The organism is Curtobacterium sp. AB451 (assembly GCF_050585845.1).
Lineage (GTDB): Bacteria > Actinomycetota > Actinomycetes > Actinomycetales > Microbacteriaceae > Curtobacterium.
This window is the reverse complement of the sequence record NZ_JBOBQG010000007.1, coordinates 12,549-28,575: the sequence shown is the minus strand read 5'-3', so window position 1 is coordinate 28,575 and position 16,027 is coordinate 12,549. Positions and strand designations below refer to the sequence as shown.

Here is a 16,027-nt window from a genome sequence, read left to right as displayed (position 1 = left end):
CCCCTGATGCAACGACGCACAGCACGCATGCTGACCGCGGGAGCGATGGCGCTCACCGCAGCCCTGACCCTCTCCGCCTGCGGATCCGGTTTCTCCAGCTCGGGGACCAGCGGCTCCGGGGGCTCCGGCGGATCCGCCGCGAAGCTCACCTCGAGCAACGACCCGCTCACCGTCCTGATCGGGTCGTCCGGCGACGCCGAGACCGCCGCCGTGAAGAGCGCCGCCGCAGCGTGGTCGAAGTCCTCCGGCACCGGTGCGACCGTGCAGCCCGCGAACAACCTCGACCAGCAGCTCGCCCAGGGCTTCGCGGCCGGCAAGCCCGCCGACGTCTTCTACGTGAGCACGTCGTCCCTCGCCGGGTACGCGGCGAACGGCTCGCTGCTGGCGTACGGCGACCGGCTGCAGGGCTCGAGCGACTTCTACCCGACGCTCACGAAGTCGTTCACCGTCGACGGCACGCTCTACTGCGCACCGAAGGACTTCTCCACGCTCGCGCTGTTCATCAACACGAAGGACTGGAAGGCCGCCGGGCTCACCGACAGCGACGTCCCCACCACGTGGGACCAGCTGAAGACCGTCTCCGAGAAGCTCACCCGTGACGGCCGGGTCGGCCTGACCACGAGCCCCCAGGTCGAACGCCTCGGTGCGTTCATGGCCCAGGCCGGCGGCGCCCTGACGAACAGCGCCCAGACGAAGGCGACGGTCGACTCGAGCGCGAACGTCGAGGCACTCGACTACGTCAAGGGGCTGCTCCAGGACGGCTCGATGCAGTTCTCGAGCGACCTCGGCGAGAGCTGGGGCGGTGACGCCTTCGGCAAGGGCAAGGCGGCGATGACGATCGAGGGCAACTGGCTCACCGGTGCGATGTCGTCGAGCTACCCGAGCGTCGACTACCGGGTCGTGGCCCTGCCGAAGGGGCCGAAGGGCGCCGGCACCCTGCAGTTCACGAACTGCTGGGGCATCGCCAAGGACTCGCCGAACCAGAAGGCGGCGCTGTCCTTCGTCGAGAAGATGACCAGCACGGACCAGCAGCTGGCGTTCGCGAAGGCCTTCGGCGTGATGCCCTCGGTCGAGTCGGCCGCGAGCACCTGGAAGCAGGAGTATCCCCGGGACGCGGCGTTCCTCGACCAGGCCGACGCTGCCCAGGGCCTGCCGAACGCATCCGGGACCGCCGACGTCCTCGCCGACTTCGACTCGAAGCTCGGCAGCCTCAGGACGACCGACACGAAGACCCTGCTCGAGGGCGTCCAGAAGAACATGGCCGCCGCGCTGAAGGGCTGACGGGCGTGTCCCGGAAGAACCGCGCCGAGGCCGTCTCGGGCTGGCTGTTCACCGCGCCGACGATCATCGTCCTCGGCCTGTTCCTGCTCGTCCCCGTCCTGATGGCCGCGTGGGTGAGCGTCTCCGACTGGCGTGGGGTCGGCAGTCCGTTCTCGTCCGACGTCTCCTTCGTCGGCGGGCAGAACTACGCGAAGATCCTCGGCGGCGGAGGCCTCGACGAGCAGAACTTCGGCACCGCGCTGCGGAACAACCTCTGGTACGTCGTGTTCGTCGTGCCGCTGCAGACCGCCGTCGCGCTCGGGCTCGCCCTGCTCGTCAGCGGACGGGCGCTGCGCGGGCGCGGGTTCTTCCGGACCGCGTTCTACTTCCCCTCGGTGACGAGCTCCGTCGCCATCACCGTCCTCTGGCTGTTCCTGTTCTCGTCCACCGGCGCCGTGAACAAGGTCATCAGCTGGATCGGGATCACCGGGCCGAACTGGTTCAACGAGCCGACCGGGCTGTTCCACCTCGGTGCGGGCACCCCGCCGGCGTTCCTCGCCGACCACACACTGCTCGGCGTCTCGTGGTGGGAGTGGCTCGCGGGCCCGTCGGTCGCGATGACGGCGTTCATCCTGCTCGCGGTGTTCACGACGAGCGGCACGTTCATGCTGCTCTTCGTCGCGGCGCTGCAGAACCTGTCGCCGGACGTCGACGAGGCGGCGATGATCGACGGCGCCGGGTCGTGGACGCGGTTCTGGCGGGTCACCCTGCCGCAGCTGCGCCCGACGCTCTTCACGGTGCTGACCCTCGGCCTGATCGGTACCTGGCAGGTGTTCGACCAGATCTACACGGGCACCAAGGGTGCCCCGGCGAACACCACGCTGACCCCGGCCTACCTGTCGTACACGTCGGCGTTCCAGAGCCAGCAGTGGGGCGTCGGCGCCGCCATCGCCTTCATCCTGTTCGGCATCATCGTCGTCTTCACGCTGCTGCAGCGCTGGGCGCTGCGCGACCGGCCGGTGTCCCGCCGACGGATGCGGTGGATCGAGCAGAGGAGCACCCGATGACCAGCGCACCCACGTCGGCGACCGCCGGCGGCGGCACCGAGCCGACCCGCGCCTGGCGTACGGCAGGTCCAGGAGGCGCGGTGCCGCCCCGCCCCGCCGCCACCGGCACCGGGACACCCGGCCCGGGCCGGCGGCCCAGGCGGACCACGCCGCGCGGCGTGGCCCTGCTGGTCGTCGGCGCGCTCATCGCCGTCGTCTACCTGCTGCCCTTCTACGTCGCGATCGTGAACGCGTTCAAGACGGACCAGGACGCCTCCCTGCACCCGCTCGCGCTCCCCGTGACGTGGACGGGGGCCGCCTTCCAGACCCTCTTCGAGAACTCGGACTTCGGGATCTGGGCGATGAACTCGATCATCGTCGCGGTGTTCGTCACGCTCGGTCGGATCTTCTTCGACTCGCTCGCCGGCTACGCCCTCGCGCGACTCCGGTTCCCCGGGCGGCAGACGGTCTTCGCCCTGCTCATCGCCGTGATGGCGGTGCCGGGCGTGGTCCTGCTCATCCCGAAGTTCCTCGTGATCAACCAGCTCGGCATGTACGACTCGTACTCGGGCATGATCGTGCCGCTGCTGGTGGACGCCGCCGGGGTGTTCATCATGAAGAACTTCTTCGAGTCGATCCCGGCGAGCGTCGAGGAGCAGGCGAAGATCGACGGCGCCGGCACGTTCCGGACGTTCTGGTCGATCGTGCTCCCGATGGCGCGTCCGGCCGTCGTGACGATCACGATCCTGTCGTTCCAGGGCTCGTGGAACGAGCTCGCGCACTTCATCGTGTCGACCTCGTCTCCCGACCTGACCACGCTCACGAAGGGCGTCGCGTCGCTCGCCTCGGGCGCGCTGAGCGCCGGGAACCAGTTCCCCGTGAAGCTCGCGGCGGCGTTCGTCATGACCATCCCGGTGGCGGTCGCGTTCTTCGTCTTCCAGCGGCGGATCATGAACACCAGCGACGGGGCGGTCAAGGAGTGACGCCCCGCCCGCCGTCCGACGCGCCCCACCTCCACCGCCACCGCACCGGTCCACCGGCCGCCGTGGAGCCCACCAAGACCGAGACCGAGACCGAGACCGGGCCCGAGCCCGTCGACCAGGAGACCCCGTGACCTCCACCATCACCTCCACCAGTCCCACGACCGCGGTCACGCCGACCGTGCCGCTGCAGCCGCTGCTGCACGACGAGGTGGTCGTCGTCGCCGCGCCGACCCAGGCGTGGTCGGGTCGGGACGGATCGATCGGCGCCAACCCGGTGCACGGCTACTGGACCGGCGACCAACGGTTCGTCGCCGGGGTCGACGTGCGGGTCGCCGGCACCGACGTCGAGCCGGTCGCGGTCGTGCCGTCCGGTGCCCGTGCGGTCGTGTTCAGCGGACTCCTGCGTGGGCTCGACGGCGCCGGTGCGGACCCGGACGTCCGGCTCGACCGTCGCCGGACCGTCCGCATCGACGGGGTGTCCGAGCGGTTGCGGGTCACCGATCGCCTGCGCCAGACCGCCGTCGGCGTCGACCCGCTCGAGGTCACGGTGCGGATCCGACCGGACGCGGCGGGGATGGACGCGGTGAAGGCCGGTCTCGGTCGGGTGCCCGTGACCCCCGCGGCCGACGGCGCCCACGTCGCGTGGACCGCCGGGTCGGTCGAGGTCCGGCTCGAGGCACCCGGCGCCGCGGTCACGGTGGACGGCGACGACGTCGTGCTGCGGTGGCGCGTCGGCCGGGCGCACGAGGTCGAGCTCGGCTGGGACTGCGCGGTCCGGACCCCCGACGCCGTGGTGTCCGGGGTGCGGACCCCGCCTCCGTTCGACGCACCGGCCGACGTGCGGGACGACCGGCTCCGGCGGTGGCTCGAGCGGGCGACGGACGACCTGGACGCACTCCGGCTCGCACGGCCGGAGGGCGAGTTCATCGCCGCCGGCGCCCCCTGGTTCTTCACGCTGTTCGGCCGCGACTCGATCTGGGCAGCCCGGTTCCTGCTGCCCGTCGACACGAGCACCGCCGGCGGCACGCTCCGGGTCCTCGCCGCCCTGCAGGGCACCCGCGACGACCCGACGACCGCCGAGCAGCCCGGCAAGATCATGCACGAGCTGCGCCAGGCCTCCCTGCCGGTCGACAACGACGAGATCTCGCTGCCGCCGCTGTACTACGGCACGGTCGACGCGACCGCGCTCTGGGTGTGCCTGCTGCACGACGCGTGGCGTGCCGGGCTCCCCGACGCCGAGGTCGAGGCGCTCCTGCCCGCGCTGGAGCGGGCGCTCGCGTGGATGCGCGACCACGGCGACGCCGACGGCGACGGGTTGCTCGAGTACGTCGACGAGTCCGGCCGCGGCCTCGCGAACCAGGGCTGGAAGGACTCCGGCGACAGCGTGCAGTGGCGCGACGGCACACTCGCCACCGGACCGATCGCACTGTGCGAGGTGCAGGGCTACGCTCACGAGGCCGCGGTGCACGGTGCCGACCTGCTCGACGCCTTCGGACGGGACGGCGGGGACGGCTGGCGTGCGTGGGCGGCGCGGCTCGCCGAACGCTTCCGCGCCGCGTTCTGGGTGGCCGACGAGGTGGGCCGGTACCCGGCGATCGCCCTCGACGCCGACAAGCGGCCGGTCGACTCCGCGACGAGCAACATCGGGCACCTGCTCGGCACGGGACTGCTCACCCCGGACGAGGAGGCCGTGGTCGCCGACCGGGTCGTGCGCCCGGACATGGCGAGCGGCTTCGGTCTGCGGACCCTGTCCACGACGGCCGCCGGGTACTGGCCGCTGAGCTACCACGGCGGCACCGTCTGGGCGCACGACACCGCCGTGGTGATCGCCGGCCTCACCCGTTCCGGACACCACGACGCGGCCCGGACGCTGGCGGAGCAGCTCCTCGCGGCGGCGGTCGCGTTCGACTTCCGGATGCCCGAGCTGCACGCGGGGGACGACGTGTCCGAGGTCGCCCGCCCGGCACCGTACCCGGCCGCCTGTCGTCCGCAGGCGTGGAGCGCCGCGGCGGCCTTCCCGGTCTGGGTGGCGATGGGAGGATGACGGGGTGACCACCGCCACCGTCCCGCTCTTCCTCGACTGCGACACCGGTGTCGACGACGCCCTCGCCCTCGCCTACCTGCTCGACGTCCCGCACGTCGACCTGGTCGGCGTCGGCACGGTGTCCGGCAACACCGATGCCGCGACGGCCGCGGCGAACACCGCGGCGCTCCTCGCCCTGTGCGGCCGGACGGTGCCCGTCGCGATCGGCGCCAACGACCCGATCGGCGGCTCGTACGGCGGCGGCGCACCGCACGTGCACGGGGCGAACGGCATCGGCGGCGTCGAGCTGCCGCCGGGGGTCGCCGCCGCGGACGACCCCGCGGCCGAGCTCCTCGTCCGGCTCGCACGCGAACACGCCACGGGTGACCGGAAGCTCGACGTCCTGGCCATCGGGCCGCTGACGAACCTCGCCGTGGCGCTCGAGGCCGAGCCGCGACTGCCGGAGCTCGTCGGCACGCTCACGATCATGGGCGGCGCGGTGTGGGACGTGGGCAACGTGTCGCCGACGGCCGAGGCGAACGTGCACAACGACGCCGAGGCCGCCCGTCGGGTCCTCCGCGCCGGCTTCGACCTCGTGCTCGTGCCGCTCGACGTCACACGGCAGCACCGCTTCGACGACGCCGACGCCGACCGGTTCACGGCGGCCGGCGATCCACTGCGGGTCGCACTCGGCACGATGCTGCGGAGCTACGTCGACTTCTACGAGTCGGTCGACCACGTCCGCCGGGCACCGCTCCACGACCCGCTGGCGGCGGCGATCGCGGCGGGCGAGGTCGAGCCCGTCGTCCGGACCACGCCCTTCGACGTGGTGGTCGGCGGGGCCGAGCACGGCCGGACCGTGCTCGCGACCGACGGGCCGACGGTCCGGGTCGTGGTGACGGCGGACGACCGCGCGGCGGACGTCGTCCGCGACCGCATCCTGCACGTGGCGACCGTGTCCGACGACCGGGCCGACAAGGACGGCGCCGGTCGGTAGCCCGGGCTGGGTCGGCGGTACGGTCGGGGGATGGACCCGACCGACGAGCTCGCCGCGCAGCTCCGGCACGCGATCGGACGGGTCGTGCGCGCGATCCGCCGCGAGTCCGACGCCCTGCCGACGACGCACTCCACGACGCTCGGGTTCCTGCACCGCGAGGGGCCGATGACCATCGCGGAGCTCGCCAGACGGCGCGGTGTGAAGCACCAGGGACAGTCCCGGACCGTCGCCGAGCTCGCCGACCTCGGCCTCGTCGAGCGCGCGGCCTCGGACACCGACCGCCGGGTGTCGGTGATCGGCATCACCGCTGCGGGCCGAACCGTGTTGCAGGACGAGATGGACGCACGTGCGGACTGGCTCGCGGCCGCCCTGCGCGAGGAGCTCGACGACGAGGAGCGCGCGGTGCTGCAGCGCCTGCCGGAGCTGTTCGAGCGCATCGCACGACGGGCGGACTGAACGCTTCCTCACCGTGCGCCGGACGGAGTCCTACAACACAGTTGTAGACTTTCGGCATGCAGCTGACGAAGTACAACCACGCCACGGTCGTCCTCGAGCAGGACGGCACCACCCTCGTCATCGACCCGGGCACGTTCACGCCGGAGGCGGCCGACCTCGTCCGTGCCGCGGCCGCGGTCCTCGTCACGCACGAGCACCCCGACCACTTCGACATCGACGCCGTCCGTGCCGGGCTCGACGCCGACGACACCCTCGTGGTGCGCGGACCGGCAGCGATCGTCGAGCAGCTCGGCGCGTACGACGGCCGCGTGGTCGCGGTCAGCGCCGGCGACGCGTTCGAGGTCGGGCCGTTCTCGGTGCAGGTCTTCGGCGAGGAGCACGCCGTCATCCACCGCGACGTCCCCACGATCGCGAACGTCGGCTACCTCGTGGACGGCACCGTCTTCCACCCCGGTGACGCGTACCTCGTGCCCGGCGTCCCGGTCGAGACCCTCCTCCTGCCGACCAGCGGGCCGTGGACGAGCACCGCCGAGGCCGTCGACTACGTCCGCGAGGTCGCGCCCGAGCGCGCCGTGCAGATCCACGAGGCGATGCTGAGCGAGCTCGGCCAGCAGTCCGCCGCGCGGTTCCTCGGCCCGGACGGGCTCGGACCGGTGCCGATCCGCATCCTGCCCGCGGGCGAGTCGATCACCGTCTGACGGACGCGACGGCCGTGCAGGGGGCGATCCGCGCCTCCTGGACGGCCGTGCGCTCCGTGCCCACGTCGCGCCGACGGCGGCATCCGTGACAGGATCGACGGTCGTGATCACGATTGAACGCGTTCCGTGGGAGGACCCCCGTGGCGTGGCGCTCCGCGCCCGCATGGACGAGGAGATGCACGAGCGGTACGGCTCGTCGAACGGCGACGAGGACCCGGCGGTCACCGCCGAACGCGACCGGGCGCTCGCGGTGGACCCGGCCACCATCATCACCTCGATCCTCGCGCTCGACGACGACGGCGAGCCCCTCGGGCACATCGCCGTCCGCCGCCTCGGGGGCGAGGTCGAGCTGAAGCGTCTCATCGTCCTCGCCGCCGCCCGTGGCAAGGGGGCCGCGACGGCCCTGCTCGCCGAGGGGGAGCGCGTCGGGCGTGAGTCGGGTGCCGCGCGGCTGATCCTGCAGACCGGCGACAAGCAGCCCGAGGCCGTCGCGCTCTACGAGAAGACCGGGTGGTCGCCGATCCCCGTGTACGAGCCCTACGCCGCGACGATGCCGTGGTCGTTCTGCTTCGAGAAGGCGCTGTAGCGGTACCCCGATCGCACATTGCACTCTCAGTGCGATAGTGCAATTCTTATTCGGTGAGCACCACCGAACGCACCCGCGCGCTGCGCCGACGCATGATCGTCGAGGCACGTCGGGCGACCGTCGAGCACGGGCTGCACGGCTTCACGATCGAGCAGCTCTGCGAGACGGTCGGGGTGTCCCGGCGGACGTTCTTCAACCACTTCGCGTCGAAGGACGACGCCGTGCTCGGCATCGAGATCAACGCGGACGTCGAGGCCATCGACGCGTACGCCGCGGGCGGCGTCGTCCGGGCCGACCTCCCACCGCTCGACTCGATCGTCGCGCTGGCGATCGACCAGTTCCACCGGGCGGGGATCGACCGCGCCGACGAGGTCCTCGTCCGCGGGGTCTTCGAGCGGGAGCCGGCGCTCGTCGCCCGGTTCCTCTCGGCGACCGACGTGCAGCTCGGCCGGATCACGGCCGCCGTCCGTGTGCGCTTCGGGTGGGACGACCCGGCGGACCGTCGTGCCCGCCTCGTCACCGAGGCCGCGGCCGGGCTGCTCAAGGTGACGGCGGAGACGTTCTTCGACGACGCGTTCGACGAGACCACCGGCCCGCCCTTCGACGAGCTGCTCACCGAGAACCTCCGCCTGATGCGGGCGGCCACCACGACCGGACAGGACACCACCGAATGAGCGCCACCGCGCCGGGCACCACCAAGCGTGCCCGCCCAGGCACCGACGGGCCGCTGCTCCTCACGCAGCGCCGGATCTGGATCATCTTCTCCGCGCTCATCGCGGGGATGCTGCTCTCCAGCCTCGACCAGACCATCGTCTCGACGGCGATGCCCACCATCGTCGGCGAGCTCGGCGGCGTCGCACACCAGGCGTGGCTGACGACCGGGTACCTGCTCGCCTCGACCATCGTGATGCCGGTCTACGGCAAGTTCGGTGACGTCCTCGGTCGCCGCAACCTGTTCCTCATCGCGATCGCCCTGTTCACCATCGCGTCGGCCGGGTGTGCCTTCGCCGGCGACTTCACCCAGCTCGTGGTGTTCCGCGCCGTGCAGGGCCTCGGCGGTGGCGGTCTGATGATCCTGTCGCAGGCGATCATCGCGGACATCGTGCCGGCCTCGCAGCGCGGCAAGTACCTCGGCCCGCTCGGCGCGATCTTCGGCCTGTCCGCGATCGGCGGCCCGCTCCTCGGCGGCTTCTTCGTCGACCACCTCACCTGGAACTGGGCGTTCTACATCAACATCCCGGTCGGCATCGCGGCGTTCTTCGTCGCGTGGTTCGCGCTGACCCTGCCGAGCAAGAAGGCGACCAAGCGGATCGACGTCCTCGGTGTGCTGTTCATGTCCGCCGCGACCACCTGCCTGGTGTTCTTCTCGGAGTTCGGCGGCAGCAAGGACCACGGCTGGGACGCCCCCGAGACCTGGGCCTGGTTCGCCGGGCTCGTCGTGGCCGCGGCGCTCCTCGTCCTCGTCGAGTCGCGTGCCGCGGACCCGGTCCTCCCGCTGTCGTTCTTCCGGAACCGCACGTTCCTGCTCGCGACCGGCATCGGCCTCGTGCTGGGCATCGGCATGTTCGCCGCGATCGGCTTCGTCCCGACGTTCCTGCAGATGGCGTCCGGCACCTCGGCGGCGGTCTCGGGGCTCCTCATGCTGCCGATGATGGTCGGCCTGATCGGCACGTCGATCGCGTCCGGCACCCTGATCACGAAGACCGGCCGCTACCGGATGTTCCCGATCGTCGGGACGGTCCTGGTCGCCCTCGCGATGCTCGCCATGACCCAGCTCGCGGCGGACACCCCGATCTGGCTCATCTGCGCCTACCTGTTCGTCTTCGGTGCGGGGCTCGGCCTCATCATGCAGGTGGTCGTCCTCGTGGCGCAGAACGCGGTGCCGGCCGAGCAGGTCGGGACCGCGACCTCGACGAACAACTACTTCCGCGAGGTCGGCGCCTCCCTCGGCACCGCCGTGTTCGGTGCGCTCTTCACCGCGCGGCTCACGACGTCGCTCACGGACGTGTTCCGGGGCGCCGGCGGCTCGGCGACCGACGCGGCGTCGTCGGCGGGCAGCATCGACCCGGCGACGGTGGCGAAGCTCCCCGGGGCGGTGCAGGACGGGATCGTGAACGCGTACGCCGACTCGCTGGCGCCGGTGTTCTGGTACCTGCTGCCGTTCATCGCGGTGGCGTTCCTGCTCGCACTGTTCCTGCCGCAGATCACGCTGTCCGACACGGCCGGCATGGTCGCCCGTGGCGAGGCCGTCGGCGGCGCCGAGGCCGACGAGCTCGAGCGCGCGCAGCGTGCGGGGCACACGGTTGGCGCCACCGAGCCCGAGCCCCAGCCTGCGGACGCCGGCCCGGACCGTTCGGGGCGCTGACCGCCAGCACACGGGGACGGGAGGCGCGGTGCCAGCTCGCACCGCGCCTCCCGTCCGTCTGTGGTGACGACTTCACGCGTCCACCGACACCTCACGCCACGAACGGCGCGTGAGGTGTCGGTCCGCGCGCGAGATCGTTCCGGCTCGCCGCGCCTGCGGCGGGCGCTACGCGCCCGTGCTCGCGCGCCGGACCAGGTGGGTGGGCAGGACCGCGGCCTCGGGCGCGGTGCCGTCGAGCGTGGCGAGCAGACGCAGCGCCGCGGCCCGGCCGAGGTCGGCGCCCGGCAGTGCGACGCTCGTCAGTGCCGGCGCGGTGACCGACGACGACGGCAGGTCGTCGAAGCCGGCGACGGCGAGGTCCTCGGGGACGGCGATGCCGAGCCGCCCGGCGACCCGGAGCACCCCGTACGCCAGGGTGTCGGCCGCGGCGACGACCGCCGTGACCGCGTCGTCCTGCCACGCCTCGATGACGTGCTCCGTCGCCGACGCAGCGGCGTCCACCGTCAGGTCGGCGCGGGCCGTGACCTCGGACACCGCGATGCCGGCCGCCGCGCACGCCTGCTCGAACAGCTCCCGGCGGACGCCGAACGTCGCCGCGCGTGAGGTCCCGTCGAGGTAACCGACCCGCCGGTGCCCGCGCTCACGCAGGTGGGCGACGAGTTCGTGGACGCCGGGGGAGAGGTCGTAGTTGACGGCCTCGTCGCCACCCGGGGCGTCGAGGAGGACGACGGGGACGGTCGCGGTCATCGGCTCGTCGGCCGCGGGTGCGTCCACGAGGATCCCCGCCGGTCGCAGTCGCTCGAACCGTCGGACGTCGGCGGCGACGGGCTGGGCGCCGCGCTCGGTGACGGAGAGCACGAGCTGGAACCGGTCGCCGACCGTGTCGCGCACGCCGCGGATGACCTCGGCGAAGAACGGGTTCGACAGGTCGGGGGCGATCAGGACGACGAGGTCGCCGCTGCCCCGCGCGAGCGAGCTGGCGGCGTGGTCGACGACGTACCCGAGTTCGTCGACGGCGTCGCGGACCCGTGTCGCGATCGGCACCGAGACCCGGCCGCGGTCCTTGCCGTTCACGACGAGCGACACCGTGGCGATGCTCGTCCCCGCGCGCTCGGCCACCATCGCTGCGGTCACACGACGGCCGGAGGTGGCGGGGGCTGGCACGCGTCGATGCTACCGAGCGGAGCGGTCCCGACACGGAGGCGCCCCAGACGACTTGACGTCAAACGCTTGACGTGTTTGCATGTCAAACGCTTGACGTGCCGCGGGAGCTGATCCTCCCGCGGATCCCCACCTCGTCGAGCCACCGACCTCGTCCCCGAAGAAGTGGAGCGCCCCGCGTGCCCGAGAAGATCATCCTCGACTGTGACCCCGGCCACGACGACGCCGTCGCGATGCTGCTGGCCCACGGCAATCCCGACATCGAGCTCCTCGCCGTGACCACCGTCGTCGGCAACCAGACGCTCCCGAAGGTCACGCGGAACGCCCTCGCCGTCGCCCGGATCGCCGGGATCACCGGGGTGCCGTTCGCCGCCGGCTCCGAGCGCCCCCTGCTCCGCGAGATCGAGGTCGCCGGAGACATCCACGGCGAGAGCGGGCTCGACGGGCCGATGCTCCCGGAGCCGTCCTTCGCGCTCGACGAGCGGCACGCGGTCGACCTCATCATCGAGACCGTCATGGCCCACGAGCCCGGCACCGTGACCCTGGTGCCGACCGGCGGCCTGACGAACATCGCCCTCGCGGCCCGCAGGGAACCCCGCATCGTCGAGCGCGTCAAGCAGGTCGTGCTGATGGGCGGCGGTGTGCACGTCGGCAACTGGAGCCCCGTCGCCGAGTTCAACATCGTCATCGACCCCGAGGCCGCGGACATCGTCTTCAGCGCCGGCTGGGACGTCGTGATGGTCGGCCTGGACCTCACGCACCAGGCGCTCGCCACCCCCGAGGTCGCCGCGCGCATCGCCGCCGTCGGCACCGCCCCGGCCGCGTTCGTCGGCGAGCTGCTCGACTTCTTCGGCCGGACGTACAAGGACGCCCAGGGCTTCGACGCCCCGCCCGTGCACGACCCCTGCGCCGTCGCGTACGTCATCGACCCGACCGTCGTCCGCGCCGTGAAGGTGCCGATCACGATCGAGACGCAGGGCGTGCACACCCTCGGCATGACCGTGGCCGACTTCCGCCAGCCCGCACCGGAGGACTGCCGCACGAGCGCCGCACTCGAGCTCGACCACGGCCGCTTCTGGGACCTCGTCGTCGACGCCCTCGAGCGCATCGGCGAGACCCCCGACACCGGATGGACCCCGCGTCCGGCCACCACCATCGCAGCACCGACGGAGCACTGACACACCATGACCACCTCGACGACGAAGTCGACCACCTCGAAGCAGTCCATCGCTGCCCTGACCGCCGCGCTCCTCGCCGCCTGCGTCGCGTTCCAGCTCAACGCGAGCATGCTCAGCCCGGCGCTCGTGACGATGGCCCGCGAGCTGCGCACCGACGACGCCACCATCGGGCTCTCGCAGACGCTGTTCTTCACCCTGGCCGCGCTGTTCTCGCTGTTCCTCCCGCGCCTGTCCGACATCGTCGGCCGCAAGCGCGTGCTGCTCGGCATGCTCGCCGTGATGCTCGTCGGCAGCGTCGTCGCAGCGCTCGCTGTGAACGTGCCGATGCTCTTCGCGGGGCGCATGATCCAGGGCATCACCGGCCCGGTCGTGCCGATCGGCCTGCTCATCCTCCGCAACGAGATCGCCGACCCGAAGCGCTACGGCGCCGCGCTCGGCCTCCTCACCGCGGTGAACGGCGGCATCGCGGGCGTCGACGCCCTCGCCGGCGGCTGGATCGCGACCCACTTCGGGTTCCGCGGGATCTTCTGGGTCATCGCGGTCGTCACCGTCGTGGCCGCGCTCATGGTCGCCGTGTGGGGTGTGGAGTCGAAGCCGTCCGCCGGCACCCGGATGGACTGGTGGGGTGTGCTCCCGCTGGTCGTCAGCGTCGGCGCCCTGCTCACCGCGTTCAACGAGGCGGGCAAGCTCGCCGCCGCGAACTGGGGGCTCGTGGTGGGCGGCATCGTCGTCGCGCTCGTCGCCTTCGGGGTCTTCTGGGCGGTCGAGTCGCGGGTGCGCGAGCCGCTCGTCGAGACGCGGTTCCTCAAGCACCGCGGGACCTGGGCGCTCCTCGTGACGACACTGCTCACGATGACGGGTGTGTTCGCGGTCGTGAACGGACTGGTCACGAGCCTCGCGCAGAACCCGGACGCCGGCTTCGGGATGGAGGCGGACCTCGCCTCGCTCGCGTTCCTCACCCCGTACGCGCTGGTCGGCTGGATCGTCGGTCCGTTCGCCGGTCGGCTCGCGCCGACGCTCGGCTACCGCGCCGTGCTCCGCGTCGGCCTGGTCGGGAGCATCGTCGCGACGCTCGTCATGGCGTTCGTCGGCGTGCACTCGCTGCCCGTGCTCGTCGCGGCGACGGTCCTGATCGGCATCACCTACGCGGGCATCGCGAACATCATCCTGAACGGCCTCGGCATCGTCCTCTCGCCGGAGTCGAACCCCGGCTTCCTGCCCGGCCTGAACGCTGGTGCCTTCAACCTCGGTGCCGGCATCAGCTTCGCCGTGCTCCCGGCGCTCCAGATCGCGCTCGGGACCGGCGGGTCCGCGGGCACCGCCGGGTACTCCGGTGGCATGCTGCTCGGTGCCGTGATCACCTGCGCGGCACTCGCCACGTCCTTCCTCATCCCGCGCCCGGCCTCGGCCGAGACAGGAGTCGCCGCATGACCGGCATCGTCGTCGTCGGCAGCCTCAACGCGGACCTGGTGGTCCGCACGGAGCGCTTCCCGAAGCCCGGTGAGACCCTCCAGGGGTCCGACCTCGCGATCCTGCCTGGAGGCAAGTCCGCCAACCAGGCGGTGGCAGCCGGGAGGCTCGGGGGCACCGTGCGCATGATCGGTGCGGTCGGCGACGACGGGAACGGTCGACTGCTGCGCGACTCCGTCGCGGCGGCGGGTGTCGACACGACGCACGTCGCGGTCCGGGAGGGCGTCGCCACCGGCACGGCCGTCATCACGGTCGACGGCGCAGGGGAGAACACCATCGTGATCTCCACCGGCGCGAACGGCACCCTGGCACCGGACGACGTCCCCGCCGACGCGTTCGCGGGTGCCGCGGTGCTCGGCCTCTGCCTCGAGGTCTCGATCGACGTCGTCCTGGCCGCCGCCCGCGCAGCGCACGCCGCCGGGGTCACGGTGCTCACGAACCTGTCCCCGTTCGGCGAGGTCCCGGCGGAGCTGCTCGCGCTGACCGACGTCCTGCTCGTCAACGAGCACGAGGCCGCCGAGCTCGGGGAGCACGGCGTCCGACGGTCGATCGTGACCCGGGGTGGTTCGGGCTGCGTCGTGCACGACGGCGACGCCGAGCCGGTGTCGATCGACGCCGTGCGGATCGAGCCGGTGGACACCACGGGCTGCGGGGACGCGTTCATGGGGGCGGTGGCGCTCCGCCTCGCCGCGGGCGACCCGCTCGTCGAGGCCGCGCGGTTCGCGGTCGGTGTCGGGGCGTACGCAGCGACGAAGGCGGGCGCGCAGGCGTCGTACCCGACCACCGCGGAACTCGAGGCGTTCCTGGCGCGGTGAGGCGCGCCTCCAGGGCCGTTCCAGTCGGCCCGGGCCACTAGCGTTGTGGCATGCGCGTGGGAGTCCTCGACATCGGGTCCAACACCGGCCACCTGCTCGTGGTGGACGCCCACGGCGGGGCGGCCCCGCTGCCGGCGTCGTCGTTCAAGCAGCCGCTGCGTCTGGCCGAGCACCTCGACGAGGCCGGCGCGGTGACCCAGGCGGGCGTCGACGCCCTGACCTCGTTCGTCGCCGACGCGGTCCGCGTCGCCGAGGACCGCGGGTGCGAGGACATGCTCGCCTTCGCGACCTCGGCCGTCCGCGACGCCGTGAACTCCGACGCGGTGCTCGCGCACGTCGAGCAGGCGACCGGCGTCGAGCTGGCCGTGCTGTCCGGTGGCGACGAGGCGCGGTTGACCTTCCTCGCCGTCCGGCGGTGGTTCGGGTGGTCGGCCGGCCGGCTCGCCGTGTTCGACATCGGCGGCGGGTCCCTCGAGATCGCCGGGGGTGCCGACGAGGCGCCGGACGTCGCGTGGTCGATGCCGATCGGTGCCGCACGGCTCGCCCGCTCCTACTTCGCCACCGGCACCCCGACCGAGGACGACGTGCGCCGGATCCGCCACGAGATCCGCGTCGAGATCGCCCGCGACGCCGGGCTGCTGCTCCGCGCCGGCCGGCCCGACCGTGCCGTCGCGACCTCGAAGACGTTCCGGTCGATCGCCCGCATCTGCGGTGCGGCGCCGTCCGCCGCCGGGCCGCTCGTGCCGCGGGCGCTCGACGGTGACGTGCTCCGTGCGAAGCTGCCCGCCCTGTTGACGATGTCGGTCGACGAGCTCGCGACGCTCCCAGGGGTGTCGCCGAGCAGGGCGCACCAGGTGGTGCCGGGCGCGCTCGTCGCCGAGGCCTGCCTCGACATCTTCGACCTGTCGGCGCTCGAGATCTGCCCGTGGGCGCTCCGCGAGGGTGTGATCCTCGAGCGGCTCGACCAGCTGTCGGTGCTCGGCTGAGGG

At 72.4% G+C, this 16,027-nt stretch carries 15 protein-coding genes; 14 read left to right on the top strand and 1 reads right to left on the bottom strand.

Annotated features, from left to right (window positions below; translation table 11 throughout):
• Window positions 1-6 precede the first annotated feature (6 nt).
• The 10 genes from ACQXVK_RS15115 (at window position 7) to ACQXVK_RS15070 (ending at window position 10,414) form a co-directional block, all read left to right on the top strand.
• Window positions 7-1,281: an extracellular solute-binding protein gene (locus ACQXVK_RS15115; RefSeq protein WP_430854111.1), complete on the top strand. Its 1,275-nt coding sequence runs from the start codon at window positions 7-9 to the stop codon at window positions 1,279-1,281.
• A gap of 5 nt (window positions 1,282-1,286) precedes the next feature.
• Window positions 1,287-2,327 (top strand): carbohydrate ABC transporter permease, encoded by a 1,041-nt coding sequence (locus tag ACQXVK_RS15110; protein ID WP_430854110.1) that lies wholly within the window; start codon window positions 1,287-1,289, stop codon window positions 2,325-2,327.
• Complete coding sequence (locus ACQXVK_RS15105; RefSeq protein ID WP_430854109.1) at window positions 2,324-3,289, top strand: carbohydrate ABC transporter permease; 966 nt, start codon at window positions 2,324-2,326, stop codon at window positions 3,287-3,289. The genes ACQXVK_RS15110 and ACQXVK_RS15105 overlap by 4 nt, the downstream gene beginning before the upstream one ends.
• 127 nt (window positions 3,290-3,416) lie before the next feature.
• Window positions 3,417-5,333, top strand: coding sequence for an MGH1-like glycoside hydrolase domain-containing protein (locus ACQXVK_RS15100; protein WP_430854108.1), 1,917 nt, complete (start codon window positions 3,417-3,419; stop codon window positions 5,331-5,333).
• 4 nt (window positions 5,334-5,337) lie between these two features.
• Window positions 5,338-6,309: a nucleoside hydrolase gene (locus ACQXVK_RS15095; protein WP_430854107.1), complete on the top strand. Its 972-nt coding sequence runs from the start codon at window positions 5,338-5,340 to the stop codon at window positions 6,307-6,309.
• A gap of 30 nt (window positions 6,310-6,339) precedes the next feature.
• A complete protein-coding gene (locus ACQXVK_RS15090; protein ID WP_430854106.1) occupies window positions 6,340-6,765 on the top strand; it encodes a MarR family winged helix-turn-helix transcriptional regulator in 426 nt (141 codons plus the stop codon).
• A 56-nt stretch (window positions 6,766-6,821) separates the two neighbouring features.
• The gene (locus tag ACQXVK_RS15085; protein ID WP_430854105.1) at window positions 6,822-7,463 is read left to right on the top strand and encodes an MBL fold metallo-hydrolase; all 642 of its coding nucleotides are present in this window, start codon (window positions 6,822-6,824) and stop codon (window positions 7,461-7,463) included.
• 103 nt (window positions 7,464-7,566) lie between these two features.
• Window positions 7,567-8,049 (top strand): GNAT family N-acetyltransferase, encoded by a 483-nt coding sequence (locus tag ACQXVK_RS15080; RefSeq protein ID WP_430854104.1) that lies wholly within the window; start codon window positions 7,567-7,569, stop codon window positions 8,047-8,049.
• 53 nt (window positions 8,050-8,102) lie between these two features.
• Window positions 8,103-8,723: a TetR/AcrR family transcriptional regulator gene (locus ACQXVK_RS15075; protein WP_402268974.1), complete on the top strand. Its 621-nt coding sequence runs from the start codon at window positions 8,103-8,105 to the stop codon at window positions 8,721-8,723.
• Window positions 8,720-10,414, top strand: a complete 1,695-nt coding sequence (locus ACQXVK_RS15070; RefSeq protein WP_430854103.1) for an MDR family MFS transporter — start codon at window positions 8,720-8,722, stop codon at window positions 10,412-10,414. The genes ACQXVK_RS15075 and ACQXVK_RS15070 overlap by 4 nt, the downstream gene beginning before the upstream one ends.
• A gap of 165 nt (window positions 10,415-10,579) precedes the next feature.
• Here the strand turns inward: ACQXVK_RS15070 and ACQXVK_RS15065 are convergent, their stop codons facing one another.
• Window positions 10,580-11,578 carry a LacI family DNA-binding transcriptional regulator gene (locus ACQXVK_RS15065; protein ID WP_430854102.1) on the bottom strand — a complete coding sequence of 333 codons (999 nt, stop codon included), beginning with the start codon at window positions 11,576-11,578 and terminating at the stop codon, window positions 10,580-10,582.
• Between the two features lie 176 nt (window positions 11,579-11,754).
• Here ACQXVK_RS15065 and ACQXVK_RS15060 point away from each other — a divergent pair, with 176 nt between their 5' ends.
• From ACQXVK_RS15060 to ACQXVK_RS15045, 4 genes are read left to right on the top strand one after another with little or no spacing between them, the layout of a single operon-like run.
• A complete protein-coding gene (locus tag ACQXVK_RS15060; RefSeq protein ID WP_430854101.1) occupies window positions 11,755-12,753 on the top strand; it encodes a nucleoside hydrolase in 999 nt (332 codons plus the stop codon).
• 6 nt (window positions 12,754-12,759) lie between these two features.
• Window positions 12,760-14,184 (top strand): MFS transporter, encoded by a 1,425-nt coding sequence (locus tag ACQXVK_RS15055; protein WP_430854100.1) that lies wholly within the window; start codon window positions 12,760-12,762, stop codon window positions 14,182-14,184.
• A complete protein-coding gene (locus tag ACQXVK_RS15050) occupies window positions 14,181-15,038 on the top strand; it encodes a ribokinase (protein WP_430854099.1) in 858 nt (285 codons plus the stop codon). Before ACQXVK_RS15055 ends, ACQXVK_RS15050 begins: the two co-directional genes overlap by 4 nt.
• 50 nt (window positions 15,039-15,088) lie before the next feature.
• A complete protein-coding gene (locus ACQXVK_RS15045; RefSeq protein ID WP_430854098.1) occupies window positions 15,089-16,024 on the top strand; it encodes a Ppx/GppA family phosphatase in 936 nt (311 codons plus the stop codon).
• Window positions 16,025-16,027 lie beyond the last annotated feature (3 nt).